Annotated in this window: 20 protein-coding genes and 2 pseudogenes; 18 read left to right on the top strand and 4 right to left on the bottom strand. The window is 59.2% G+C overall.

Annotated features, from left to right (window positions below; all coding sequences use genetic code 11):
* The first annotated feature begins 135 nt into the window (after positions 1 to 135).
* The 3 genes from B0E49_RS16100 to B0E49_RS16110 are packed head-to-tail and all read left to right on the top strand — an operon-like array spanning position 136 to position 2,146.
* Positions 136 to 387 carry an acyl carrier protein gene (locus B0E49_RS16100; RefSeq protein WP_077563304.1) on the top strand — a complete coding sequence of 84 codons (252 nt, stop codon included), beginning with the start codon at positions 136 to 138 and terminating at the stop codon, positions 385 to 387.
* A gap of 14 nt (positions 388 to 401) precedes the next feature.
* Entirely contained in the window at positions 402 to 1,286 is an 885-nt protein-coding gene (locus tag B0E49_RS16105; protein ID WP_077563306.1) for a hydrolase 2, exosortase A system-associated, read from the top strand.
* Complete coding sequence (locus B0E49_RS16110; RefSeq protein ID WP_077563308.1) at positions 1,283 to 2,146, top strand: hydrolase 1, exosortase A system-associated; 864 nt, start codon at positions 1,283 to 1,285, stop codon at positions 2,144 to 2,146. The genes B0E49_RS16105 and B0E49_RS16110 overlap by 4 nt, the downstream gene beginning before the upstream one ends.
* A gap of 4 nt (positions 2,147 to 2,150) precedes the next feature.
* On the opposite strand, the gene B0E49_RS20325 is transcribed toward B0E49_RS16110, so the two are convergent.
* Positions 2,151 to 2,846 carry an N-acetyltransferase gene (locus tag B0E49_RS20325; RefSeq protein ID WP_144264597.1) on the bottom strand — a complete coding sequence of 232 codons (696 nt, stop codon included), beginning with the start codon at positions 2,844 to 2,846 and terminating at the stop codon, positions 2,151 to 2,153.
* Between the two features lie 349 nt (positions 2,847 to 3,195).
* Here B0E49_RS20325 and B0E49_RS20330 point away from each other — a divergent pair, with 349 nt between their 5' ends.
* From B0E49_RS20330 to B0E49_RS16135, 5 genes are all read left to right on the top strand, one after another.
* Positions 3,196 to 3,663 (top strand): hypothetical protein, encoded by a 468-nt coding sequence (locus tag B0E49_RS20330; protein ID WP_144264598.1) that lies wholly within the window; start codon positions 3,196 to 3,198, stop codon positions 3,661 to 3,663.
* Between the two features lie 199 nt (positions 3,664 to 3,862).
* A complete protein-coding gene (locus tag B0E49_RS16120) occupies positions 3,863 to 4,810 on the top strand; it encodes a glycosyltransferase family 2 protein (protein WP_077563310.1) in 948 nt (315 codons plus the stop codon).
* Positions 4,807 to 6,000 carry a glycosyltransferase family 4 protein gene (locus tag B0E49_RS16125; protein WP_077563312.1) on the top strand — a complete coding sequence of 398 codons (1,194 nt, stop codon included), beginning with the start codon at positions 4,807 to 4,809 and terminating at the stop codon, positions 5,998 to 6,000. The genes B0E49_RS16120 and B0E49_RS16125 overlap by 4 nt, the downstream gene beginning before the upstream one ends.
* Positions 6,001 to 6,209: 209 nt before the next feature.
* Entirely contained in the window at positions 6,210 to 7,670 is a 1,461-nt protein-coding gene (locus B0E49_RS16130) for an IS5 family transposase (RefSeq protein ID WP_353647361.1), read from the top strand.
* A gap of 142 nt (positions 7,671 to 7,812) precedes the next feature.
* The gene (locus B0E49_RS16135) at positions 7,813 to 8,448 is read left to right on the top strand and encodes a class I SAM-dependent methyltransferase (protein ID WP_077563315.1); all 636 of its coding nucleotides are present in this window, start codon (positions 7,813 to 7,815) and stop codon (positions 8,446 to 8,448) included.
* A 125-nt stretch (positions 8,449 to 8,573) separates the two neighbouring features.
* Here the strand turns inward: B0E49_RS16135 and B0E49_RS16140 are convergent, their stop codons facing one another.
* From B0E49_RS16140 to B0E49_RS16150, 3 genes are all read right to left on the bottom strand, one after another.
* Positions 8,574 to 10,520, bottom strand: a complete 1,947-nt coding sequence (locus B0E49_RS16140; protein WP_077563317.1) for a CDP-glycerol glycerophosphotransferase family protein — start codon at positions 10,518 to 10,520, stop codon at positions 8,574 to 8,576.
* 17 nt (positions 10,521 to 10,537) lie between these two features.
* On the bottom strand, positions 10,538 to 12,028 hold the full coding sequence (locus tag B0E49_RS16145; protein WP_077563319.1) for a lipopolysaccharide biosynthesis protein: 1,491 nt from the start codon (positions 12,026 to 12,028) through the stop codon (positions 10,538 to 10,540).
* A 221-nt stretch (positions 12,029 to 12,249) separates the two neighbouring features.
* Positions 12,250 to 12,990, bottom strand: a complete 741-nt coding sequence (locus B0E49_RS16150; protein WP_077563321.1) for a tetratricopeptide repeat protein — start codon at positions 12,988 to 12,990, stop codon at positions 12,250 to 12,252.
* Between the two features lie 181 nt (positions 12,991 to 13,171).
* Between B0E49_RS16150 and B0E49_RS16155 the strand changes: the two genes are divergently transcribed.
* The 10 genes and pseudogenes from B0E49_RS16155 to B0E49_RS16200 form a co-directional block, all read left to right on the top strand.
* Positions 13,172 to 16,684, top strand: coding sequence for a hypothetical protein (locus B0E49_RS16155; protein WP_077563322.1), 3,513 nt, complete (start codon positions 13,172 to 13,174; stop codon positions 16,682 to 16,684).
* Positions 16,685 to 16,767: 83 nt separating this feature from the next.
* Positions 16,768 to 17,730, top strand: a complete 963-nt coding sequence (locus tag B0E49_RS16160) for a polysaccharide deacetylase family protein (RefSeq protein ID WP_077563324.1) — start codon at positions 16,768 to 16,770, stop codon at positions 17,728 to 17,730.
* Positions 17,727 to 18,194: a hypothetical protein gene (locus tag B0E49_RS16165; RefSeq protein WP_077563326.1), complete on the top strand. Its 468-nt coding sequence runs from the start codon at positions 17,727 to 17,729 to the stop codon at positions 18,192 to 18,194. Before B0E49_RS16160 ends, B0E49_RS16165 begins: the two co-directional genes overlap by 4 nt.
* A 49-nt stretch (positions 18,195 to 18,243) precedes the next feature.
* Entirely contained in the window at positions 18,244 to 19,326 is a 1,083-nt protein-coding gene (locus B0E49_RS16170; RefSeq protein ID WP_077563327.1) for an IS630 family transposase, read from the top strand.
* Between the two features lie 29 nt (positions 19,327 to 19,355).
* Positions 19,356 to 19,850 (top strand): annotated as a pseudogene (locus tag B0E49_RS16175) (IS3 family transposase); the annotation flags it as partial.
* Positions 19,851 to 20,426: 576 nt separating this feature from the next.
* Complete coding sequence (locus B0E49_RS16180; RefSeq protein ID WP_077563329.1) at positions 20,427 to 21,839, top strand: hypothetical protein; 1,413 nt, start codon at positions 20,427 to 20,429, stop codon at positions 21,837 to 21,839.
* 111 nt (positions 21,840 to 21,950) lie between these two features.
* A complete protein-coding gene (locus B0E49_RS16185) occupies positions 21,951 to 22,391 on the top strand; it encodes a hypothetical protein (RefSeq protein WP_286138065.1) in 441 nt (146 codons plus the stop codon).
* A complete protein-coding gene (locus B0E49_RS16190; RefSeq protein ID WP_077563333.1) occupies positions 22,392 to 23,381 on the top strand; it encodes a site-specific integrase in 990 nt (329 codons plus the stop codon).
* Positions 23,382 to 23,398: 17 nt separating this feature from the next.
* Entirely contained in the window at positions 23,399 to 25,372 is a 1,974-nt protein-coding gene (locus tag B0E49_RS16195) for a hypothetical protein (protein ID WP_077563335.1), read from the top strand.
* Positions 25,344 to 25,699: pseudogene (locus B0E49_RS16200) on the top strand (transposase); the annotation flags it as partial. The gene B0E49_RS16195 and the pseudogene B0E49_RS16200, both read left to right, overlap by 29 nt.
* Positions 25,700 to 25,717 lie beyond the last annotated feature (18 nt).

Here is a 25,717-nt window from a genome sequence, read left to right on the forward strand (position 1 = left end):
AAAGCAATCAAAGCCATATCAATTCAGCAACAACAAGCGATCACCAAGTGCCCGCCCACCCGCGCCTGCCTTTGCACCCTAAAATCGCTGAACTAGCAGGTAAAGGCGCTCAAGTCAGCCCGCATGGAGTTTTAATTGAACATATCACATGAAGTCTTACGCATTCTTGACGAAGTGCTCAGTCTGAACGGACGCTCGGCCGCCTTCACGCGCGACACACCGCTGCTCGGCGCCATCCCAGAGCTCGATTCCATGGCGGTCGTGACGCTCATCACCACCCTTGAAGAGCAGTTGGGCTTGGTGGTTGACGATGACGACATCGACGGTTCAACCTTCGCCACGGTCGGCTCGCTGACCGACTTCGTCAGCGGCAAGCTCGCTGCCTGAACGCCCGACATCCCATGCCGGACCAGCCCGAGGCTTTTTTTCTGCCTGCCGGGTCGGCGCCATCCACGCCAAACGACCAGCGATTTTGCATTTTCTACCCGGCTAAGGTCAGCCCAGGCAGCGGCGCCGCGCGCGGTTTGGTGCTCTATATCCACCCCTTTGCCGAAGAGATGAACAAGGCGCGCCGCATGGCCGCCCTGCAGGCGCGTGCGCTGGCGCAGGCCGGTTACGCGGTGCTGCAGATTGACCTGCTTGGCTGCGGCGACAGCTCCGGCGATTTTGGCGACGCCAGTTGGCAGGACTGGGTCAACGATGTGCTGAAAGGCTGCCGCTGGCTACGCCGGTATGGCAACGCCCCGGGCGCCGATTCCGGCCAAATGCCGCTGTGGCTGTGGGGCCTGCGCGCAGGTTGCCTGCTGGCGGTGGAGGCGGCCAGGCAGCTTGGCGAGCCCTGCAATTTTCTGTTCTGGCAGCCGCCCGCCACCGGCAAACCGCTACTGCGACAGTTTTTGCGCCTCAAGGCGGCCGGCGACATGCTGGGCAGCCAGGGCAAAGGCATCATGGCCGATATGCGCCAGCAGTTGAGCTCAGGTGCGTCCGTCGAAGTGGCCGGCTACCGGCTGTCGCCCGGGCTCGCCGCCGGGCTGGAACAAGCCACCTTGCGGCCGCCCGCCCACCTTGCCCCGGCCCAACGCGTGGAATGGCTGGAACTATCCACCCGGGAAGACGCCAGCCTGAGCCCGGTTTCTGCCCAAACCCTCGGCGACTGGCAGCAAGCGGGCTACATCGCCCGCAGTCACATCGTGCGTGGCCCCGCCTTCTGGCAAACCACCGAGATCGAAGACGCCCCGGCACTGATCCCGGCCACCACGGCAGCCCTCTCCGGATTGTCCGCATGATCTACACCGAAGAGACCGCCCTCTTCGCCTGCGAAGGCGACACGCTGCTGGGCATTCTGGCCAAACCGGAACGGCCGGCGCCGACCGGTGTCGTCGTCATCGTGGGTGGCCCGCAATACCGGGTCGGCAGCCACCGGCAATTCGTCCTGCTGTCACGCGCACTGGCCGGCGCCGGTTACCCGGTGCTGCGCTTCGATTACCGGGGCATGGGCGACAGCACCGGGGCGCAGCACGATTTTGAGGCGGTCAGCACCGACATTGCCACCGCGATTGACGCGCTGCAGCAGCGCGTGCCCGCCGTCAGGCAAGTGGCCCTGTGGGGCCTGTGCGACGGCGCATCAGCCGCACTGCTCTATTGCGACGAAACCCATGACCCGCGCGTCAGCAGTCTGTGCCTGCTGAACCCCTGGGTGCGCTCCGAGGCCAGCCTGGCGCGCACCCAGGTCAAGCACTACTACCGCCAGCGCTTGATACAAAAAGAGTTCTGGACCAAGCTGCTTCACGGTAAGGTGGCTTTGACAGCGCTGGCCGGTCTGGCTCGAAATATCCGCGTCGCCATTACAGGTACGCCAAGCTCTGATGCAATACCGTCAGAACAGCCCTATCAACATCGCATGGCGGCCGCCTGGAATGCCTTCAATGGAAATATCTTTCTGCTGCTGAGTGCCGACGACTACACGGCCAAAGAATTTATGGAGTACGCCAGCAACGAGGCAGCCTGGCGAAATGCATTGATGCATCCGCGTTTGCTGCGCCATGAGCTGAAAGCGGCCGACCACACACTTTCCAGCGAGGTCGCCCGCGCCAAAGCAGAAGAATTGACGCTCAACTGGCTCTGCGACCTTCGCCAGAGAGCTTGAAGCCTCAAGATGCCGACGCCCCTTTCGGGCCGATCTGCAGTTTTGGACGTCCCCCAAAAGCGATGAATGGGCGTTGGTTCGACAGCATCCATTGATACGGTCCCAGTCTCAGAAAAAGCGCCCGCCCGCAGTCTTGCGCACCCAGCCTGCGGTGCGATGCGACGGAGCGCTGGTTAAACGCATTGATTCTGCTCACCGTATAGCGTATTCCTTGTGGTTTGAGCAGCGCGTCAAAAGTATCCCATTGCTTGGCAAAGAGGAAGCCCAAGCGCTCCGACTCCGCCACGAAGACATCAAAGTCCCATACGCAACTCTCATCCTGTAGAGAATAGTCAACCCGCACTTCGTCTTCAACGTAACACTTACGAACGAACCAGATGCAGCCAACAAGCACTTCATTCTTGACCGCAGCCAAGCATTGAGCCTCCTGAAAAAAGCGTTCACGTATTACTGCGGGAGGACGGCCCAGTGCATTCAAGATCGGATCAGGGGCGTGAAGCAACCGAAACAAGTAGGCCTTGCCACGAGAAGGAGGAAGCCGTGGTTTGTCGGCCAGAGGCTGGGCGACAAAGAGGTAGTAATAAAAACCACATCTATGGTGAATGCGACGTAGCAAGCGATCCAACAAATACAAAAAAGCAATCCCTACGCCCAATTCACGAACAAGCGTACTGCATCGCTTCAAAATCGAGAGTAGCATTCAAGTCCGCTTCCGTAAAAATCACTTGTTCTGCGACTGGATTGTGGAAAATTCATCCATCAGCCAATCTACCAGCGTCTACTAAACTGTCGCATTTCAACAACTAAAAAGCGCTTAATCGTCAAATTATGTTGCTTTTATCACACATCACGGATGTTATGCACCTGCCAATGAGAAAAGATCAGTCAAGCTACTCTTCATGCAGAAAGTTGCATCCTCTTCGTAACATCAGTCACATTTCGTTAAATCGAGGCTTCACTAAACCACTTTTCAATTCAGCTTAACTATACATAGGTAGATCATGCACTATCCATCAACTCACTGTTATGTCAAAAAATTCTAGAAGATTGTGCATTTTCTCTACGGTTTCATGCTGTTTTTGTCTATTGGCCTCGTTCATGCACAGGATGTTCCAGGTTGTGGATCTCTAGAAAACGGCTACGGACCTTTTGGCTACCGTAAGGCCTCCAAAGAAACAATTCAAATTTTCGAGAAATTTCACTTCACTCCAAAAATAGAATATCTCATCCCTGGTCGAAACAAAGAGGACTACTTTGGCGGCGACATAAGCTACACGCCGCGGGCATTTCCTAATCATTATCGAGCACTAATTACTATTCAACGGCTTGCAAATCGAGAGACGAATGACTCGCCGTCGCATGCAGAGTTTTCAGTGACTTGTTACTCTGACAGAGTCATTCGTTTTCAGTTGGATGCCCCAATTGTAAGAATGCTGTTCGTTCGTTACCTGATCAAGAAAGCTCGTACGGAAGAAGCTACGCGACAGTTGGATGGCCATCAGCCTAGCCGGGGATGACCCTTTCACCTACTTCAATGTCGTCCTTCTGTTTTTCGAAAAGAAAAATTACGAACAGGCATTCGAACAAGCATATCGTGCCGCTGAGTTGGGCTTTACACGGACCGTTCTCAAAGATCGCTTGGTAGCAGCGGGAAATGGATAGAGCCTCTGCCCCCTGTGGAAATAAAGAAACAACCTTGACTGGTTAAATAGAGCAATGTTGGCTGCGGAAAAAATTTCAGTAGTAATCCCCTGCTTCAATGCTGATAAATATATTGAAGCAGCGATCAGGTCGGTACTGGCCCAAGAATGGCCTCAGCTAGAAATTGTGGTTGTGGATGATGGCTCGTCTGACAATTCATCAAAATTGGTTCGCGATAAATTTCCAGAAGTAGTCCTGTTGAGACAAGCTAACCAAGGCGTTGCCGTGGCACGAAACAACGGCATCTCTCATGCAAAAGGTGACTGGATTGCGTTTTTAGATGCGGATGACATCTGGCTGCCTGGCAAATTGCATGCGCAGTGGGCGACACTCAAGGCTACGCCCGCTGCGCGCATGACCTACACCGCCTGGCAAGTTTGGAGTGGCCTCGAGCCCACGCCATCGCCCGAATGCCTTGCCGCTCTGCTAAACGATGCTGACGAAACCGATCGTTGGTCAGGTGCAACGGGTTGGGTTTACTCTCAGTTACTGCTCGATTGCGTGGTGTGGACATCCACCGTACTAGCGCACCGGACTGTATTCAAAGAGGTTGGCCAGTTTGATCCAACTCTACGGATTGGCGAAGACTACGACTTGTGGCTTCGCGCATCACGAGTAACGCAGATATTGCGCGTACCGCGGCCATATGCGTTATACCGCATGCACTCAGCAAGCATCACCAAGTCTGTGCCAGAAAAAAATTACCGAAATTTGGTCGTTGATCGTGCGCTTGCTCGCTGGGGATATGTTGCCCCAGACGGCAGCTATGCAAGAAAGGCCGATGTAGCTAGCGCGATGGCAAAGAGTTGGAGTGACTTCGCGGGTGCTCACCTTGACGCTGGCAACCTTGCCCTTGCCCAGCAGGCCGGACTACAAGCTTTACGCGCTGATTGGCGCCATGTCAATGGGTGGAAAGTTCTTCTCAAAACCGCCGTGCGTTTAAGTCAAAAACAAAAGAAATGAAGATTGCATTGCTATGTTCCGGACTAGGCAACGTTTATCGTGGGCATGAGGTATTCGCCCGTGACCTTTTTTCCCTGCTTCGTGATGCGGTAGACATTACCTTATTCAAAGGTGGTGGCATTTCGGCACCGCAAGAACAGGTAGTTGACAACCTTCCGCGTAACGCTCCTTTCCTCGACCATATTCATGTTTCAGCATCACCCAAGTGGCAGGCCTCCGCAAAGGAAAGCGAACGTATCCGCATCGAAGGCGTAACCTTTGCCTACGCAGCACTCAAACCTTTGCTTGAGGGGGAGTTTGATGTTATTCATTGCCTGGAGCGAGATGTGTGTGACGTTATTTACGATCATCGGCATTTGTTCAGGTCAACGCCAAAAATTCTGTTTTCAAACGGTGGTGCCATTCCAGCCAGAGATTTGCCGCGCTGTGATTTCGTTCAAGAACACACAGATCGCAATTTGCAGTTCAGCGCTAAAGGCAAGGCATTCATGATTCCGCACGGCGTGGACTTGACCCGGTTCCACCCTGGGATCGAGTCTGACTTTCGGGCACAGCACGGCATCCCCCAAGAGGCGTTTGTAGTCATTACTGTCGGGACAATTTCTTATACCCACAAGAGGACGGATCACATCATTAAGGAAATTGCAGCCGTTAAGGATGCTTACCTGCTGGTGGTGGGTCAAGAAAACCAAGACACCCCTAATATTAAAGCGCTTGGACAACGTTTGATGGGTGATCGGATAATTTTTACCAAACTTTGCCACAGCGATTTACCCAAGGCTTACGCTGCAGCCAATATATTTACCTTAGGATCTGTTTTTGAAACCTTTGGAATTGTTTTTGTGGAAGCAATGGCCATGGGGCTGCCGGTAATTTGCACCAACCACGTCAACCAACGTGCCATCGTAAAAGAGGGTATTTTTATTGACATGACAAAACCCGGCGCGCTGACCCAGGCTCTGCGTAATACTGACCGGGAAACTCTTATCTTATTGGGTAAACGTAGCCGCGAGATCGCTCTGGCGCATTACGACTTGACGGTGTTGAAACGTCAGTATTTGGAACGTTACCGTATCATCTCCAATGCCACCGTGTCATTGCCCACTTTTTCACTAAAGAAAAAAATAGTATCCAATATTAAAAATGCAATTCGGAATGCAGCGACACTTATATTTGGACGGGCAGAGTAGGCGTAATTTTTGGTTCATCGCTACGCTGCTGATGATGTATTTACGCTGCGTATTAATATAGGTTCGGATGCTTATTTGGTCGCCCCTGCAAAACCTCTGAAGCCTGCATAAACAAAGGCGCTGCGGGTAACTTCGGTGTCGCGAATCCCTCGGGTCTTAAATAATAGAGGCTCAGAAACTGTGAGTTTTCAACACATTTGTGAACCATCATGACCGATGATTTCTTCCGTGCTCGTTTGGATGCGATGATTGTTCCCAAGTATGCACTGGCCGTCTTGGCGCTTCGCCTGCCTTGGCGGCAAATCGAGCAGGGCATTGCGCCATGCTCTGCGCGCAAGGCCCGCCCAGAGCAGTTGCAGATGGACGAGGACTTGTTCGGGGCCACTGCGCAATGGGCCGGTGGCGGCGTGAGCAACGCCGGGCGCTCTCGGCTGCCCTTGCGCTTGATGATTGCGCTGACGCTGCTCAAGAACAGCTTTGACCTCAGCGACGAAGAGCTCGTGCAGCGCTTTGCCGAGAACGTGTACTACCAGTACTTCGCGGGCTACGAATACTTTGATCCCACAGTGCCGTGCGACACCACGCAGATGGGGCGTTTTAGGAGCGCGCTGGGGGAGACGGGGCTGGAAGAGCTGCTCCAGGCCACCCTGCAGACTGCGCTGGACATAGGCGCGGTGCGCAAGAGCGAGTTTGAGCGGGTCATTGTCGACACCACGGTGCAGGAGAAGGCCATCGCCCACCCGGTGGACAGCCGCTTGCTGGAGATTGCCCGGCGCAAGGTGGTGGTGGCGGCCAAACGTTGCGGCATCGTGCTCAAACAGACTTTTGCCGCTGAAGGCAAGACCTTGCAACGCCAGGCGGGCGGTTACGCCCATGCCAAACAGTTCAAGCGCCTCAAACGCGTGGTCAAACGACCGCGCACCATTCTTGGCATCCTCGTGCGCGAAGCCAGACGCAAGATGGCGAGCACGGCCGACAACGCCCTGGCACTGAATTCACTGAACACCTGGCTGGAACGGGCCGAGCGCGTTCGCAACCAACAGCGCCATGACAAAAACAAACTCTACGCGCTGCACGCACCAGAGGTGGAGTACATCGGCAAAGGGAAAGCCCGCAAGCCCTACGAGTTCGGCGTCAAGGTGAGCGTTGCCATCACTCACAAGCAAGGGCTGATCGTAGGAGCCAGGAGCTTTCCCGGCAATCCATGGGACGGTCACACGCTGGCCGAACAGATCGAGCAGAGCACCATCTTGCTCGAAGACATCGGCGTCAAACCCAGGCAGGTCGTTGTTGATTTGGGTTACCGTGGTAAAGAGGTGGACGCGGCCAACCCGGGGGTTGACATCATTCATCGGGGGCGCTCCAAAACCATGAGCAAGCATGAGCGCAAATTGCTCAAGCGCCGCCAGGCCGTGGAGCCCGCGATCGGGCACCTCAAGGCCGATCACCGCATGAACCGCTGCTGGCTCAAGGGCAGCATGGGCGATGCGCTGCATGCACTCAGCTGTGCGCTGGGCTACAACCTGCGCTGGCTGATACGGGCCTTAGTGCGCCTGAGCCTTACAGGCTTTTTGTTGGCCCTACTTTTGACGCGCTGGACCGCCTCGTTGGCCACGCGGTATGTCCTCCATGAGCCGCAAACTGCTCACGCGAACATGATGCAGGCTTGATGCAGCCTGGCCATTGGCTGAATTGAGTGAAAAATGAATTTTGCAGGGCCGACGTAGTAGAGCCAGCGCATAAAAGGATGGTTCGAGTTTGAGAATCATTGGACCGAAGAGCACATCCTTTGAACAAGAGAGACGGTAACAAATGAGCATTCACTACCCCCACAACTTCCGTAGCGAAATGCACCCATTTATTCCAATGGCTGCTGAACGCGTACTGGACATCGGCTGCAATACCGGCGCCTTCGGAGAAGGGCTGAAGACCCGAGGCAAGGTGGAAGTCTGGGGCGTTGAGCCCAACGAAGATGCAGCAACAAAGGCAGCAATCGTGCTTGACCATGTGATCACTGACACATTCAGCGCAACGACAGCGGTGCCCGACGACTATTTCGATGTGATTGTGTTCAATGACGTCCTTGAACACCTGGTGGATCCGTGGGAAGCGTTGCGAACAGCTCGGCCAAAGCTAAGAACCGGAGGCTGCGTCGTGGCATCGATCCCGAATTTGCTGCATCAAGAGAATCTATTGCACTTGCTGCGAGATCGTGATTTCCGATATGAGGATCGTGGCATTCGTGACCGAACACATCTTCGTTTTTTTACGCGCAAGAGCCTGCATCGGCTTTTCGAAGACAGCGGTTTCTCGGTCCAGAATATCGTGGGGATCAATGAGAACTGGTGGTCGCCATCATTGGTGCGCAGGCTGACATATATCCTGTTCGACCGCCAGTTGAAAGACACCAAGTACATCCAATTTGCAGTCGTGGCCTTGCCCCTGTAGGACTTCAAGTCAGGAGCAATATGAAAGACTCCACACCGTGTGCCGCACGTTGAAGCGATGTCGTTCAATTGGCCGTACAGGCAATTGCAATGCGCTTTGTGGCTGAGGCAGAGCAGACAGTCGGATTAGCTTCGACCGGGAATCGGGGCACGAATAGCCCGGATATTTTCGAACACGCGTTGACAGGCTCGGGGGTCTCGATTCGGCATGGCCCGCTCCATCCGCTCCAAATACTCACGGGTTGGTTTGATACCGTTAGAAAAGAAGCTTTGGATGTGACCAACCAATTCATTTTCGTCTAACGCAATCGGGCCAAAGCCGTCGCGGTCGTAGTCAAAATAACCAGGTCGCCAGTTGTGATCGCCGCCGTAGAAATGCTTGCGATCAAACTGGTAGTAAAAAACCATTCGCCGCAGGAACGCCATCTCAAATGCCACAGACGTGTAGTCGGTTATGAGGGCCACGCTCCGGCACAACAGTGGCATGAAACTGGTGTCTGCCTTGGTAAGAATTTTTACGTGAGCAGGCGGTTCAAACGCCTCTATGTAAGAAGCAACGTTAGGATGCGCCATAAACATGAGATTCATGCCGTTCTGTTGGGCCAAGTTCCGCAAATCTCGGTTGTGCAATAGTGCACGCCAGTGCTTCGCGTAGTCCGATGAGGCGAAAGCGGCCATCCGATCTTTGACAGATCCGGATATGGCCCTGTCATCAACCAGACCGGCTCTCCACGTCGGCATGATCAACAGCACGTTAACCCCAGAGATTGGCGTTTGTGCAGTCAGCTCTAACAGTCGGTCACGACGTGGCAGCCCAAGATACCGTGCTTCTCGCTCAGTGTAGTTGTACGGCGTATCGTTACCCACAATTGATTCGTGTTCGGCTGGACTTGTAGTGACGAACAAGTCGAACGCTCGACTACCAAGCCAATGGGAAACGTCATCTTTGGATATACCGTGCGGAACAAAGGTAAAACGCCATTTCATCAGATCGCCGTACCAGGCACGCTCCAATCTGCCAAATTCATAGTCCACATGCGAAGAGATGACGTGCTCACAGTTCAGAATCAGCAATTTACGCTTCAGTCCCGGTGGCACGAGCCGAAATCCCTCTGCCGCCAAGCGATTCCAGTCTGACGACGAGCGATTGAGCATGAACCAGGCATTGATCTCGGGGTGATGCTTCTTTACCCAACGGTACAGGTGCTCAGCGTTGTCGTCGGCGTCTTCGTCGCGGTCAGCGAACACCCAGGCCTTGGCGAACTTGCGCTGCACGATTGGCAGTCGCGCCAGCCCGCGCAGAAGGCGCACCTTCCAGCCTGCCCAGCCGCGCGGCAGTGCTTGCCGGCCGCCCTTACCCGGCGGATAAGCGGCTCGGGCGGCTGGTAGCGGTTCATCGGCCGTCAGCCCCATGGGCTCCCGTCCACTGCCCACGGCAAAGGGCTGCGGACCCACCGCCAGAGGCACCAACGCACCATCCAGCAACACCTTGAGCGTCCTGGCACTGGCTACCGGAAGCCACGCGATGCGCTGGCGCAGCAGCATGCGGTGGTAGTAGCGGCAGGCGCGGTACTTGGCGTAGGCTGGAGCAACAGCGACTTCGTCGATCATGAAGGTCTCGGCCGGTGGGCCACCATGCACGTAATAGCTCAAGCGGACCAGACCCTGGTCGTGGTCATAGGCATCCAGGGTCGCGCTTGAATGCAGCACCGGGTCTTGGTAGGACAGCAGTGCGTGCCGCACTTCGGGGCTGGCCTGCTGCGGGTCGAGCGCCTCCAGCGTCTCGGCGTCAATGTGTCGCATGATCTGGCGTATCCGGTCATGGAAAGCGGGTGCCTGAGCGGGAGTTAGCGCAACGGTGGGGGCGCGCTCGCGCAGATCGACGGTGAAATACCAGTGCAATTGCTGCAGCAGCGCCAATTGCAGACTGTACGGCGCCCGCCCAAGCAGTTGCACTGCCTCTTCAAGCGGGGCGATGAAGTCTCGCTGCAGCGTACCGTCATAGGTAGCGGGGTCGCGCCAAAAATCCGGCGAAGGTTCGGTCGTTACACCAGCAGCGGGAGAAGTGGGCATCTTTGTTATTGACTCGGTCAGGAGGGCTTCAACAGCGTGACCGCGGCCTGCCTGAAGTCATTCAGGTAGTCACGCGAGAGCAAATGCAGGGTTATCAAATAAATGATACCGCCAACGAAAACATGCAACAGCAGTAACACACTGGCATGGGTGCTCCAGCCTACGCTGATTTCGCGCAAGCCGGCCGTGGCCAACCACATCACCGCCGCCGCCAGAGTCGGCGGACCAAGTACCTGCGCCATGTGCCGGGTACTCAGCCCAATCAGCGCAAACGCCACGCGAAAGCTCACAAGCGAGTATAGGGAAATGACCGCCACCGTCACCGCCACGGCCTCAATACCATGCGGCATGGCCAGCATCACACCTACCACCAGCAATACCGTACCAATCACGTTGTAGCGCAGCGACAGGCTCACCCGGTCGTTCGCGTTGAATAGTGGCGATGCGATGGCGGTGGCCGCGCGAATGGCTGCACTCAGACCAAACATGGACATCACGGGAATCATTGGCCGCCACTGCTCGCCATACAGGACCAGGACCAGGTCCCTCGCATTGGCCGACACGCCAAAACCAATCGGAATGACCACCGCCGCAAGCAATCGGCCAACCCGCATCACGAGTTGCTGAAAGCGCTCACGCTCCGTCTGCAGTGCCGAGAATGCAGGAAACAGCACACTTTGAATAGGCATCGCGATGCGTGCGCGAATTTCGTCCGTCAGCGCACGCGCATTCTGGTAGTAACCCAACGAGGTCGCACCCAAATAGCGGCCAATCAGCAACAGGTCAAGGTTCATGCTGACGTAATAGGCCATGGTGCCGCCGAAGTAGCTGCTACTGGTACGCCAGGTCGATGTGAGCAGCGGCAAGTGAAAGCGCAGGCGCGGGCGAAAAGGCACGCAGACAAAGTTCAGCACGACAGCAATCAGCGAGCCGACCAGGCTGCCCACCACCAGGCTCCAGACGCCCATGCCCGAGTAAGCAAACGCCAGCACGGCCACGGTGCGGATGGCCACCGTACCGATCTGAATCCAGAATTCCGTGCGAAAGCGAAGAGTGCGTGACAGCACGACCCAGGGAACGGCATCGAGACTGTTTATGACGAAAGTCAAACACAGCACACGCAAAAGAGGTGCTACCAGTGGGTCCGCGAATAACCAGCTTGCAAAAAACGACAGTCCAAACACCACGGCAGCAAGCAAAGTCCCAATGGCCAGCGTCGCCCAGAACACCGTGTCGAGTTGCAGCCGGTTGATCATGCGCCGTTGAATAAGCACGTTGGTGAAACCAAAGGTGCCAAAGATTGCCGCAAACTCGGTAACCACGGTGGCCATCGCGAGATAGCCGAAATCTGCCGGGGTCAACAGTCGCGCCAGAACTGCCGTTGATCCAATGGATATGGCAACGCGCAGCGCAATGCCCAGAATCTTGAAGCCGGCGCCGGTAGCAACCCTGCGGTTAAGATCATCCGAACTCAAAACGAACGAGTCACGAACCCAATTTTTTTTCATCGATGGCGCCCGGCCAATCCAGTGATTCGAAGGAAGGGAAACGACGGCAATGATACGTGGCGGCCGCAATTGGGGGTCGGCCTGTCGGGCGCTCAACCGCGGAGCGCAGGATTCGTCCGATACGGTCAGGGCTAACTTAGCCCCAAACGAATGACACCATAATGGTTTTCCCCGTCGAAACGATGCGTTCCATCAGAGACTTCAGCGAGCTCAGTCACGACCTACTTTGCGATATTGGGCGGATTTGAGATATCTGGCTCTTTCCATTGGTTAACACTCTTCAACTTGTCAGTCAGCGCCGTTCCATTGAACCCCAATTGCAAGGCCTTGTGCGCCTGTACTCGTGCCTTGTCATACTGCTTTAGATCAAAATATTCGAGCCCAATATTGTAATGAGAAAACCCATTGTCTTTGGCATAAAAATCTGCCTCTTGCAGCTCTTTTAATGCCGCATTCGTTTTATTGGTTTTGGCAAGGTACTGCGCATACACAATACGCACAAGGGTGTCGTCTGGCGCAAATTGAATAGCCCTGATGAAATAGCACTCAACAGAATAATGCATATCCGGGATTTCTGGGGTTTTCAGCCTTTCTGCCAGCCGAGCCATCGACATTAGAGCACGCAGATGATTGGGGGATGTGCGCAACGTATAACCCAAGTCGCCACCAATCGAACTCGTATTGCCCTTGATAAGGGCTTCCACCTCCGGCGTAAAGTGAAACTGATCAACAATTGCCAGCTTGTCGCGTTGCGTTCGATAGTCATAAGGGCCGTAGTGGTTTGCCAACTGGCCACAACCACCAATTGGATTCACTTGTGAATGCGCCGGCGCTGCCCTCATCATGCCGACAAAGAGCACTAACACCAGCACGAGAATGCGTTCCCGTTCAACAGCAAAAAGGTTGGGCCGGATCTGCGCAGCGCCCTTCGGTCGACCATCAATAACAACGCGTTTGACCATGGGCAGATTCTAGTCGGCTAACTGCGTTTCGTCAGTACTTTGAACTACCTGGGCCCTGGCAGAGCTGGAACACTGTGCGGGTAGCCCAAGCGTCACTTGACGCAGTTTTCAACGCGGACGCGTGGTACAAAGTGTGCTGCCCGCCGCACTGGCGCCGTCAGGAAGACACCCACAGGACTCTATGGCAGAGCATGTCCACCACCATCCGCGCACAGATCGACGCGACGCCACGCGCCTGACGTTGCTGCCCGTCGTGCTGGCCCTGATTTCGGGGGCCACCGGCCTGACGCTGGCCCTGCACTACCCGCTGGCCCCTGCCGTGATGACCGCCTTGGTGCTGGCAGGCTGGGGCGCCTTTTTTGCCTGGCCGCAGCTGTGGTTGCTGCTGGTGCCGGCGCTGCTGCCCTTGATTGGCCTGGCGCCCTGGACGGGCTGGATCACCTTTGAAGAGCTGGATATCCTGATTCTGGCGGTGGCGGCCGGTGGTTATGCGCGCTTGGCTTGGCCCGCATCGGCGAACAAGGCGGTCGATGGCGGCGCGCGGGACGCTGCGGCGGGCATGGCGGGCGTGTCGGTGCTGGCCTGGCTGCTGGCTTTGCTGTTTGCGCTGTCCACCCTGGTTGCTGTGGGCCGGGGCTTTGCGGACGCGGGCGGATTCAGCTTTGGCTGGTTCCAGGGTTATCTGGAGCCGATGAACAGTGTGCGGCTGGGCAAGAGTATTTTGCTGGCGCTGCTGGTGCTTCCACTGTGGCAAAGCGCCGTCAGGGAACAGCCAGAACGCACGCAGCGCCTGCTGGCGTGGGGCCTGATGCTGGGGCTGGCTGGCGCATCGTTGGCCACTGTTTGGGAGCGGACGGCATTTACCGGGCTGCTCAATTTTTCTTCGGACTACCGCACCACCGGCCTGTTTTGGGAGATGCATGTGGGCGGTGCCGCGCTCGATGGCTTTTTGGCCCTGACCGTGCCCTTTGCACTGCGCGAGCTGATGCTGGCCCGTACGCCGACCCGCTGGGGTCTGGCGGCCGCCGTGCTGGCGCTGGGCGCCTATGCCTGCCTAACGACGTTTTCGCGCGGCGTTTACCTGGCGGTGCCCATCGGCCTAACGGTGTTTTTGGGCTTGCACGCGCGGCAGATCAAGCTGCTCGCCCCGGCGCCGGGCTCGGGAGCCATGCCCACGAGTCAGTCGGACAACGGCATGCATCTGGGTACAACGCTATGGCTCATGGTCGGGTTTGGCGTCGGTGCGGCCTGGATGTTCCAGACCAGCGGCTACCGGGGCATGGCGGCGCTGCTGGGCACGGTGGCACTGATGCTGCCGTTGGCGCAGGTATTGCGCCGCTTCAAAGCCAACCAGTGGCTGGCAGGCATGGCGCTGGGACTGGTGCTGATGCTGCTGGCGGGCGCGATAGGCTGGCTGCTGCCCAAGGGCGCCTATGTGGCGTGGGGGCTGGCGGCAGGCTTGACGGTGGTCATGCTGTGGCTTGGCCGGCACGCAACCCCTGCGGCTGTAATGGCTGGCCCCATGGCTTTTGGCGGATTTTTGGCGACTGTGGCGGCTGGCGCACTGGTGGCAAACCACTGGGGTGAAACGGCAGGGCTGCGGCATGCCGCACCCGCCTTGCTGGCCATGTTGACGGTGAGTGTGGTGGCGGGTGTGCGCCGCAAACCCTTGTGGCCGCAGGCGTTGCGCTGGCAGGCCACCACGGCATGCACCTTGGCTCTGGTAGCGGCGGTAGTTGGCGTGATGGACGGCGGCGCGTACATGAGCGACCGGTTTTCCACCGGCGAGGGAGACCTTAACGTCAGGCTCGCGCATTGGCGACTGGGCCGCGACATGTTGCGCACGCCGGCCGACTGGTGGCTGGGCAAGGGCATGGGGCGCTTTCCAGCCAATTATTTTTTGCTGGGCGACCCGGAGCAGCACCCCGGCGACTACCGGCTCAAACGCGAAGATGGCAGCACCTTCCTCACGCTCACCGGGGGGTTGCACGTGCTGGGTTGGGGTGAAATGTTTCGGGTCTCGCAGCGGGTGGAGCCGCCCGGCAGCTCGGCCCTGGTGACGGCACGGGTGCGGGCCGATAAGGACGTGCAACTGCATTTTGAAGTGTGCGAAAAGCATCTGCTCTACAACGCGGGCTGCATCCTGGCGGAGCCCTCCGTCAAGGGCATGCCGGGCGTGTGGCAGGACCTGCGCGTGCCCTTGAAGGGCGGCGCGGTCACTCGCGGCGACTGGTATGCGCCCCGGCTACTGGCGTTTTCCATGGCGATGGCAACACAGGGGGGCGTAGCCAACCTGGCCGATCTGGCCTTGACCAGCGCCGACGGGCGCGAGCTGCTCACCAATGGTGACTTCTCGGCCGGCATGGCGCACTGGTTCTTCTCGAGCGACCGCTACCACATGCCCTGGCACATCAAGAGCCTGTACATGGACGTGCTGTTCGATCAGGGCCTGGTCGGGCTCGCGCTGTGGAGCCTGCTGCTGGCGGGCGCCTTGTGGCGCACGAGCCTGGGCGGCGCGCGCCGGCAGCCGCTGGCGCCGGCGCTGGCCGCCAGCCTGAGCGGTTTTGCCGTGGTCGGACTGTTTGACAGTCTGGTCGATGTGCCGCGCGTGGCCTGGCTCTTTTACCTGCTGGTGCTGGTGGCCTGGACGCTGCCGCGCCAGCCGCAGGCACACGTGCAGGCGCGGCCGCGGCGCCCCGGTGCTGTCGCGGGCCTGACTGCGATCGCGCTGTTCTGCCTGGTAATTGCACTGCCCGGCAGCGCGCGGGCCGGCGCGGCGGAGCCTGCTCCGCAGGTCATCCACGTCGGTGCCAGTGAAACTATAAAAACAATAGCCGATGCCGCACGGCTGGCAAGGGCTGGGGCCACTATTGATGTAGATTCCGGCACCTACGCGGGGGATGTGGCCGTGTGGACGCAGGACAACCTCACGCTGCGCGCCGTGGGTGGGCGCGTGCGCCTGCTGGCCCGTGGCGCCGCGGCCGAAGGCAAGGGCATCTGGGTGGTGCGCGCGCACGGCATGCGTGTGGACGGCTTTGATTTCGAGGGTGCGGCGGTGCCCGACCACAATGGCGCAGGCATCCGGCTGGAAAGCGGCTCGCTGCAGGTGCGCAACTGCCGCTTCATGTACAACGAAATGGGGCTGCTCACCAACAACGACCCCGCCACGGTGCTCGACATCGACAACAGCGAGTTTGCCTACAACCAGCGCCCCGACGGCCACAACCACAACCTGTACGTGGGGCAGATTGCGCGGCTGTCGGTGACGGGCAGCTATTTTCATCACGCGCACATCGGCCACCTGCTCAAGAGCCGGGCGGCCGTGAGCCGCATCGTCAACAACCGGCTGATCGACGGGGCTGGCGGCACGGCCAGCTACGAGCTGGAGTTTCCGAATGGCGGCATGGCCTACGTGGCGGGCAACACCATTGCGCAAAGCGCCGGCACAGAGAACCCCGTCCTGATCTCATTTGGCGCCGAAGGCTACAAATGGCCCCGCAACGAGATCGACCTGGAAAACAACACGCTGGTCAACCCGCTGCCGCTCGGCGGTGTGTTCTTAAAGGTGGCGCCCGGAGCCGACGCGATACGCGCCGTGAACAACCGGCTGGCCGGCATCGGCACGCTGGAGTCTGCGGGCCGCGGCGAGTACCGCGACAACACCCGCATTGATCTGCATGATGCAATTATTTAGTGATAGCACCTCTCTGGCATGAGGTTGGGGCCGGGCCATGTGGTCAGCCGGAACTATCGGCACCGCTGATAATTAAGGGACACATGCTAGATATTTTCTTCACTGTGGACGTGGAAATTTGGTGCGATGGCTGGCACAACATCGATGAAAAATTTCCGGGTGCCTTTCGAAAATACATTTATGGACCCACTCCAAAAGGTGACTTTGGGTTGCCGCACAAGATCAAGATCTTGAAGCAGCACGGGCTGACGGGTGTATTTTTCGTCGAGTCACTTTTTTCGACGCGCTTCGGAAATCAGCCGTTGGCGGAGATCGTAGGTTTGCTTAACGACGGCTTACAAGAGGTGCAATTGCACCTGCATACTGAATGGGCCGATGAGTCGCGTCAGCCGATTTTCGAGCACTTGCGGGAAAAGCGCCAACACTTGCGATACTTTTCGCTCGAAGAGCAGACGCAACTGATTGCCCTTGGCAAAAGGCTGGTTTCCAACGCCGGCGCAAAGGAGGTCAACGCTTTCAGGGCGGGGAGCTTTGCGTTCAATGCAGACACCTTGACAGCACTTGCCACAAATCACATTCCATTTGACAGCAGTTATAACGCCAGCATGTTCGGGCCGGACAGCGGCGTCATGCCGGGCGTGACCCTCGTCGAGCCCATTGAATGCCGGGGTGTCCACGAGTATCCAATGACCGTGTTCCATGATGGGACACGCTCCCTGCGACACGCGCAGTTGACCGCCTGCTCTTACAAGGAGCTGGAACGACTACTGTGGCAAGCCCTGGAGGCTGGACGAAGTTCGTTTGTCCTGCTGTCTCATAGCTTTGAATTGATGAACCTGGCCATGAATCGGCCCGACGAAGTCGTCGTCAAACGCTTTGAAAGGCTTTGCGCCTTTCTGGAAAGGAACTCGGATTGTTTTCGGGTGCGGGGGTTTCAGGGCCTGATCCCGAAGGTCACGCAATCGCAGCCAGGCCCCTTGAAGTCACCGCCATGGATGACCGGGCTGCGCATGATCGAGCGAGCCTATCGGAGAAAGTACCAATGAGCCAGTGGCAGGATCGACCGGTGCCGTTCAAGTTTCAACTGAGTGACTGGACGCTGTTCAGCGTGTCGCGCAGGCTCCATGTCCGGGATGCGGACCCATTTGGCGAAGCACCGGTTGCGGGCCCGCTCGCACCGCCGGCCGTGGAATTGGCCCCTGGCAGCCAGGGCTTTCTGATCCGGGGCATCCCAGTTGCGACGGCGATTCCCACGCTGAGTCGAATCGGCGACTACGTCTGCTACGTGCCGCTCCAGTATCAGCACAACTACATTGATCTTTCGCTGTCATTCGATAGTTATCAAAAAAAATTCTCGTCCAAGACTCGATCAACGCTCCATCGAAAAATCAGGAGGTACGCGCAGCACTGTGGTGGCACCATCCCCTGGAAAACCTATCGTCAGCCAGCTGAAATGCGGGATTTCTTCAAGGTGGCGCGAACGGTATCTAGTGTACTGCGCGTGAAGTAATAGAACTTATTTGAGTCGGCATACTCCAATCGCTCAGGAGGTTGGAGCGATGCGGATTGCCAAGACGATTGAACTGGACGAGCACACGGAGCGGGAGCTTCGTGTGTTGGCCAAGGGCCGGCGAGTGCAGGCTCGGCTTCAGCAGAGAGCGGTCGTGGTCTTGCTGGCCGCCCAGGGCTGGCAGAACAAGGACATCGCGGTCGAGGCGGGGCTCGATCGCCGGCAAGTGGCGTTGTGGCGCCTGCGCTTTCTGGACGGCGGCATCGATGCGCTTCGCAAGGATGCTCCGCGCGCAGGTCGGCCCGCCACGGTCACGGCGCAGATGGAGTCGCGCATCGTGCATGCCACGTTGCATGACAGGCCAGTCAACGCCACCCACTGGAGCACCCGCACACTGGCCGAGCATCTTGGAACGGGTGCCACGACCATCCGCCGCGTTTGGCACAGCCATGGCCTCAAGCCGCACCTGAGCCGCGGCTTCAAGCTGTCGAGTGATCCCCGCTTCCAGGACAAGTTGCTGGACGTGGTGGGCCTGTACATGAACCCGCCCGAGCATGCGCTGGTGCTCAGTTGCGACGAGAAGAGTCAGATCCAGGCCTTGAACCGCACGCAGCCGGGACTGCCGATGAAGCGCGGGCGTGCCGGCACCGTCACCCACGACTACAAGCGCCACGGCACGACCACGTTGTTTGCAGCCCTCAACACGCTGGACGGCAGCGTGATCTCGATGTGCCAGCCGCGGCACCGCCACGGCGAGTGGCTCAAGTTCCTGCGGCTCATCGAGCGGCGCACGCCCAAGCACCTGAGCCTGCATCTGATCGTGGACAACTACGCCACGCACAGCCACCCCGACGTGCAGCAGTGGCTGGCGCGGCACCCACGCTTCGTCATGCACTTCACACCCACCAGCGCGTCGTGGCTGAACATGGTCGAGCGCTTCTTTCGAGACATCACCGACAAGCGCATCCGGCGTGACAGCTTCACCAGCGTGGCCGAACTGGAGCTGGCCATCGATCTGTATGTTGCCCATCACAACATCGATCCCAAGCCCTTCATCTGGACCGCTCGCGCCTGCGACATCCTGGCCAAGGTCACGCGGGCCAGGGCCGCTCTCGCGGCCACTACGGGATAAGTACAGAACAGAGTGGCGCACTGCACTAGCTGTGGAGCGGCGACATCACGCACATCGCCACCGACGAGGGTTGGCTGTACCTGGCGGCCGTCATCGACCTGTTCAGCCGCCGGGTGGTGGGCTGGAGCATGCAGCCGCACATGCACGCCAGTCTCGTCAAGGATGCGCTGGCCATGGCATGGTGGCGCCGTCGCCCCGCCGCAGGCCTTATATTCCATAGCGACCGCGGCAGCCAGTGTTGCAGCCACGAGTTCCAGTATGCTTTGAAGGACTGGGGTATACGCGCATCGATGAGCAGGAAGGGCAACTGCTGGGATAACGCACCGACCGAGAGCTTGTGGGGGCGGCTGAAGACAGCGAGCCTGTATGGCAGGAAATTAGCCACCCGGCGCGAGGCCACGGACGCCGTCTTGGACTGGATGGCCTTCTACAATCACCGACGTCTGCACTCCTCGCTGGGCTACCTCAGCCCGATGCAGTACGAACAACGCTGGTACGAGGCACGGCGCAAAAAGGCCGCGTAAACGATAGGCTAAGAACTACATCGATCAGGGGCAAGGTCAATCTCGGCGTTTGCATTACGCCGCAGACGAATCCTTTGTGGCTGCATCCGGGGTGAAGTCGCGAGCGGCGAACATCGCTCAGCCCTCAGCCGCCCTCGCGCTCTATCAAACGCAAGTCTATCGGCTCGACGAGCGCCGCGTCGTGAAGCAGTATTGCGAACCGCGGCACACGCGCACCCCATTGCCATAGACGCGGCAGAATTGACCAAGAGCGGTCACTCAGACACCGGGCAGAATCCGGCCGGGAGCCGGCATTCGGCCTCCTGCCCAAGAGCGGTTAATCTGAATCCAGCCGGTGCGTGAGACCTCGCAGCGCGTCGCTGTGCCTGACGATGGCGGTTTGGCACCGTGGCCGACCTCAGGAGGTGCCGCATTACGCCCACCAGGACATTATGTCCCCATGCTCGCAGCCGTAAGCAAACGCTGGAGCGCTCGGCTCCTGTTGAAACTGGCCCCGACGCACACGCCTTCGCTGAGCACAACAGGTTTCTGTACCCTAGAGCAACGTGCGCTGTAGGATTCCCAAGGAGATATTCGGTGAAGAAGAGCATGAAGAACCCGCCGGCCAAGCCTGCGCGAAAGGGCGTCTGGATTTCGCCCGACATTTTTGAGGCCGACCTCAAGCCCGCGGGCTGGCCTGATGACCCCGACCTGCGCAATGGTGTCGAATGGCTCCTCAGCTTCGTCAAGCCTGATGATTGGAAAAAGCGCCGGTTCGCCGCACTGCAGCGCTTTGTCGATTCCATCGCGGGCGCTGGCGACGACTCTACGGGCAAAGGCCGCTTCTTCGACGAGCGAGACCAGATAGCCTGGTACTTGTTTCTTGGGCAGGCGTTCCTGGACCACCCAACCATTTATGACTTCATGTATGGCAGCCGGGTGGTACCGGTCATCACGTCGATTGGTCGCGACCTGGAGCTACTCCAAGGGGTAGGCGGCGTTGATGCCCGGGTACGCCGCATGGTGGGCCCGGAGAAGGGCCAGCCGAATGCGTGTCTATTCGAACTCTTGGTCGCTGCCGCGTACCGCCGGGAAGGTGCTGAGGTAGCCTTCCTTGAGGAGCGGCCTGGCGTTGCCAAGACCTACGACATGGACGTGTCGCTTGGTGACATCAACTGGGCAGTCGAGTGCAAGCGCCTAGAGGGCGGCGACTACACGGAAGCCGAACGGACTCGGGCCAAGGAGCTCTGGCTTCCCGTAGCACGCGTATTTCACACTCGCGGCCTGAACGTCATTTGCACGACCGACTTTCTAGTTGAGCTCAACTCCGTGCCCAATGACTACTTGGCACGCAAGGCGCGGGAATGGCTCGATGCCGGCGCGCTGCTGCCACTTACCTGGAGTGACGACATTTCCGTCGGGCGGCTCGAGCGACTCGACCTCGGGCCCCTTCAAGCTTTGCTGGCGACGGATGACGTTGCCATGAGCAGCTCCCGAATGCACGAACTATTGACGGGTCGCTACAAGCAGAACGCGCACATCATCAGTTCGTTGCTCGTCAAGTTTGCCAATAACCCGGTCTACGTGACCTCGTGTGACGCGGGTTGTGTCTTTGACTGGGAGAGCCGAGGCGAAGCGGCCATAGACAAGAAGGCGCGCGACATCTTTAAGCGCCTAGCGGATGGTTGCGCGCAGCTGCCCAGTGGGCTGCCGGGCATCGTGCATATCGGCTTTGAAGCCGTAGACGGACTCGACGTTGAAGCGGTCCGCCATGGCAAGGTCATGCACTCAGTCAGTCAGTTCGACCCCGGTGACAAGGCACTCGAATACGTCTACGTCCATTGGCTTGCGCCCGAGAGCCCACCGAACACGGCGATGGCTTTTGATGAAACCTGTCACTGGCAGGCAGTACGCCCAACGCGACCGCGACCACTGGAGGGCGGGTTCTTGCTGCTGCCACCGGACGCGGAGTCTCGTGACGGAGTGCACTGGCGTCCGCGGACCCACTGAAGGGGGCGACCGGTTCGGTCGGCTAGGGAACTGACCCGCCCCGGCTGAGGCAGGTCTGTCGCGGATGGTCCCAGATGGGTCACAGTTATTCAACGAACGCCGGCTCCAAGCATGCGTGCGAATGTCCGATTGCGCGGGCGGTGCATGGATGCAATGGGCGCCGTGGCGTCGGGCGCCAGACGACCAAAATCGGTCACTCCATCCACCCCTAATCCGACCTCCCCGCGTCGCGAGCAGTTGTTCCTGCTCGGGCGCATCGTCGCCACCCCAGGCGCACTCGAGCTGCTGCGGCGCACCGCCACCATCCCCGAGGTGCTGCTGATGCGTCATGTGACGGGGGACTGGGGTGATATTGGCGCCGAAGACGCACAGGAGAACGACCTGTCCTTGCAGGCCGGATTCCGACTGATGTCGGTCTACAAGCTTCCCTTGGTTGCCGCTGTTGTGGCCGACATGGACCAGTCCTGTACTGGACCAGTGCAGCACCCCATCTGGCTCATCACCGAGGCCGATCGCAGCGCCACCACGTTTTTGCTGCCCGAGGAGTATTGAATGCGCCCCGCCCGTCAACGCTCGACAAGGATGCGGCACGGCCTTTTGCGCGCCCCACGCTCGAAACAGCTGGCCGCGGTCGATGCGTATGTGGGTTGTGGTCTGTCCGTCAGCACGCAGCGCGGCTATGCCTCGGATCTCGCGCATTTCAAGGCATGGGGTGGCACAGTCCCCTGCTCCGCCCACACGGTGGCGCGCTATGTGGCGGCATTCGCGGGCTCGCTCAAGGTCAGCACGCTGTTGCGGCACCTGGCGGCCATTGCGCGCGGGCATGTGGTGGGGGGCTTCGAGTCGCCCACGAGTGCGCCCCTCGTGCGGGCCACGCTGCGCGGAATCCGCCGAGTGCATGGCACGGCGCAGAAACAGGCGAACCCGATCACCGTGGCCATGCTGCGCAAGCTGGTCAGGCCGGTGCCTACGTATTCGGCGCTGCGCAACCTGCGCGACCGCGCGCTGCTCCTGGTGGGTTTTGCGGGTGGGTTTCGGCGCTCGGAGCTGGCCGCTCTGACCACCGGCAGCGTCTCGTTCACACGGCGTGGTGCGGTGTTGCACCTGCGCGCCGGCAAGACGGACCCGAATGGGGTTGGGCGCCATATTGCCGTGCCGTTTGGCACGCCGCCTCTGTGCCCGGTGCGCGCGCTGAGGGAGTGGATCAAGGCCACTCGCCATCTTGACACCTGCCCGGCGCAGGGTGGCGCTCCAAGCTCCCCGCTGTTTCGGCGCATCGACCGCTATGGCCATCCTGGCGGCGGACTGTGCGACGCGGCGGTCGGCTGGATCTTGACCCAGCGCATGCAGGCCGTGGGGTTATGCACACAAGGGTTCTCGGCGCACAGCCTGAGGGCGGGTCTGGTGACCAGTGCCGCCAAGGCGGGTGTGCCTACCTGGGCCATCCAACGGCAAACCGGTCACAAGTCCGAGCACATGGTGCGGCGCTACATCCGGGGCCTCGGGCTGTTCGAGCAGAACGCGCTCAAGTCGGTTCTGTAGTCCTTCCAGTCACCGATATGAAGAATCCACCTATCGCCCCCGTTGGGGGGTTTGGCAACGTCACGGCTATCGGTGCCGCCGGTGCACCCACTGTTTGGACCCTTGCCGGCATCTTGAGTCACTTCGTTGCCGCGCGTTCGCTCCAGCGTGCCGGCGCGCAACAGCTGGGTCGTATTCAGCGCCCCTTGGCTTGGCTGCAGGAGTTTCGGCATGGCGCGTTCAGAGCCATCTCGTTATTTCCCGTGAGCGATAGCGAACAGGTCCTGGTGGGCGTTCAATGGACCGGAGAATTCTCGATTCTGTCAGGCCACAACCTTAGAGGCACTGACCCGTTGCCCGACTGGAATCTGCTCGAAGCATCGTTGATGGAGCGGGCCAGGCCGCTTGGCAGCGCCGATCAACGGCTGCTGCGCCAACATCTGGACCGGCAGTGGGCTCGGGCGCTACAAGCCGCGCACGGGGCGCCTCGTATCAAAGCCCTTCTGGCCCGCTGGCAGGCACACGGCATTCACCTGGCCATGACGCAAATTTTGGCGGCGCATGGTGCCTACGCCGATCCGCACGCCGTCCACTTGCTGCGCTCGGTCGGTTCGCGTTCCATCGCGGTTTATAACTGGCTGTGCGCCACCAAGATTTTGAGAAGCACCCGCTGCGCGGCTCTGCGTTTGGAGCCGACTTTTGTGGCACACGCCGTATGTCATCGCGGAGCGTGCACCGATCGGCTGCTGGAGGCCATAGACCTGCGCGAGCCACTGCGCGCCGTGATCAGGCAGGGCTTTGGCTTAGGCCATGGCGAGATTCGCTACCTGAACCGCGTGGTGGGAGCGCGCGAGGTCAGTGCCGAGCGTTTTGCGATATTGATACGGCACATCGCGCCACTGCCACCGCAGGCTCGCCCCACCACGTTCAATGGTGTGCTGGCGCTGGCCGCAGCGTACGACCAGCGCATGCTCGATTCGCTGTCGTTCCTGTTCCCCGCGGGGTTGTGCCGGGCCTTGGGTCCGGTCACCACACGGGTTCACCGCCAGGCCGTGCATCGAACCTGGGCACGGTTCGCCCTGCAGCATCAGCGACTCCATCCGAATGGGTCCACTCCGCCGACGCCCGACGACGCGCTCGATTGGCTCTCGACGAATGAGGAGGATCTCGAGGATGAAATCGATCTTGTTCCGCTCCTGCAGGGCTGGGGTGAGGCCGACGAGCCGGACACAGGTAACGAGGTGGACTGGAGATCTTCTGGACCCACATCCGATGAACTCTTTGAGGAATGGCTGCTCGCGTTGCCGTTCGAGGCCACGCGCAGCATCCACTTGCAGTTGTGCCGCCTGTCGGTGGCCCGACGCGCCGCATATGTGCGGCATTGGCGCTGTACGCTGCCAGAGTCGCTGCAACTGTGCACGGCCATGCTCGCGGTGGCTCCCGCGTTGGTGGCCGGCATTGCGCACACCCATGGCGTTGGGATGGGTCATGGGCAAACGGTGCAGTTCATCACGCCGTCGGAGCTCGACGCCTGGAATGATGCGGCGTGGCGTGTCAGCGCGCTCACCTGTGCCGACGACTTTGCGCGCGCGGCGAGCGAGCTTGGCAACTGTGTTGACGACCCGGCCTACTTTTATCGCGCCTTGGCGCTGGATGCTCTGTACATCCGATTGACCGCCACCGCGACAGGTGAAGAGACCTTGATTGAGTTTGCGATGGGCGAAGCCGCCACCGGGAAAGACTCAGCTGGGTCTGCGGGGGCGGTGGGGATGGGATTTACGATTGCGCAGCACCTGGGAATTAACAACGCGGAGCCATCACGGGCGTCTCAGGCCAAAGCGGTGCAAATTTTGGGCTGGCTCAATCGGCAGTTTGGCGCCACACAACGTGGCACCGCGTTGGCGGCCGCCCACAGGGAGATTCAGGCGGCACTGGCGCGCCATCTCACGGTCCATCGCTCTGGTCTCATTCGGGCTGCCGCCGCGCGCATCCATAAGCAAGGGCTACGCTAGCGCACAGCGCACGCGGCCGAGACGGACCGTCTCCGCCGTCACCAACAAGGGGCAGATGCGCTGGAAAATCTTCGACGGTACGCTGGACTGGGACATCCTGATTGAATTCCTGCGCCGGCTGATCAAGAACGCCGGGCGCAAGATCTACCTGATCCTGGACAACCTTCGCGTGCACCATAGCAAGCCCGTGAAGGCCTGGCTGGCCGAGCACAAGACCGAGATCGAAGTCTTCTATCTGCCCAGCTACAGCCCGGAGCTGACCCCGACGAGACGGCCAACACCGATCTCAAGCAGGCGCGCACCAAGCTGCAGCTGGTCAAGGCCTCACAGTGGTTTAGACTCCAA

It is taken from the genome of Polaromonas sp. C04, from assembly GCF_002002705.1.
In the GTDB taxonomy this organism is placed as follows: domain Bacteria; phylum Pseudomonadota; class Gammaproteobacteria; order Burkholderiales; family Burkholderiaceae_C; genus Rhodoferax_A.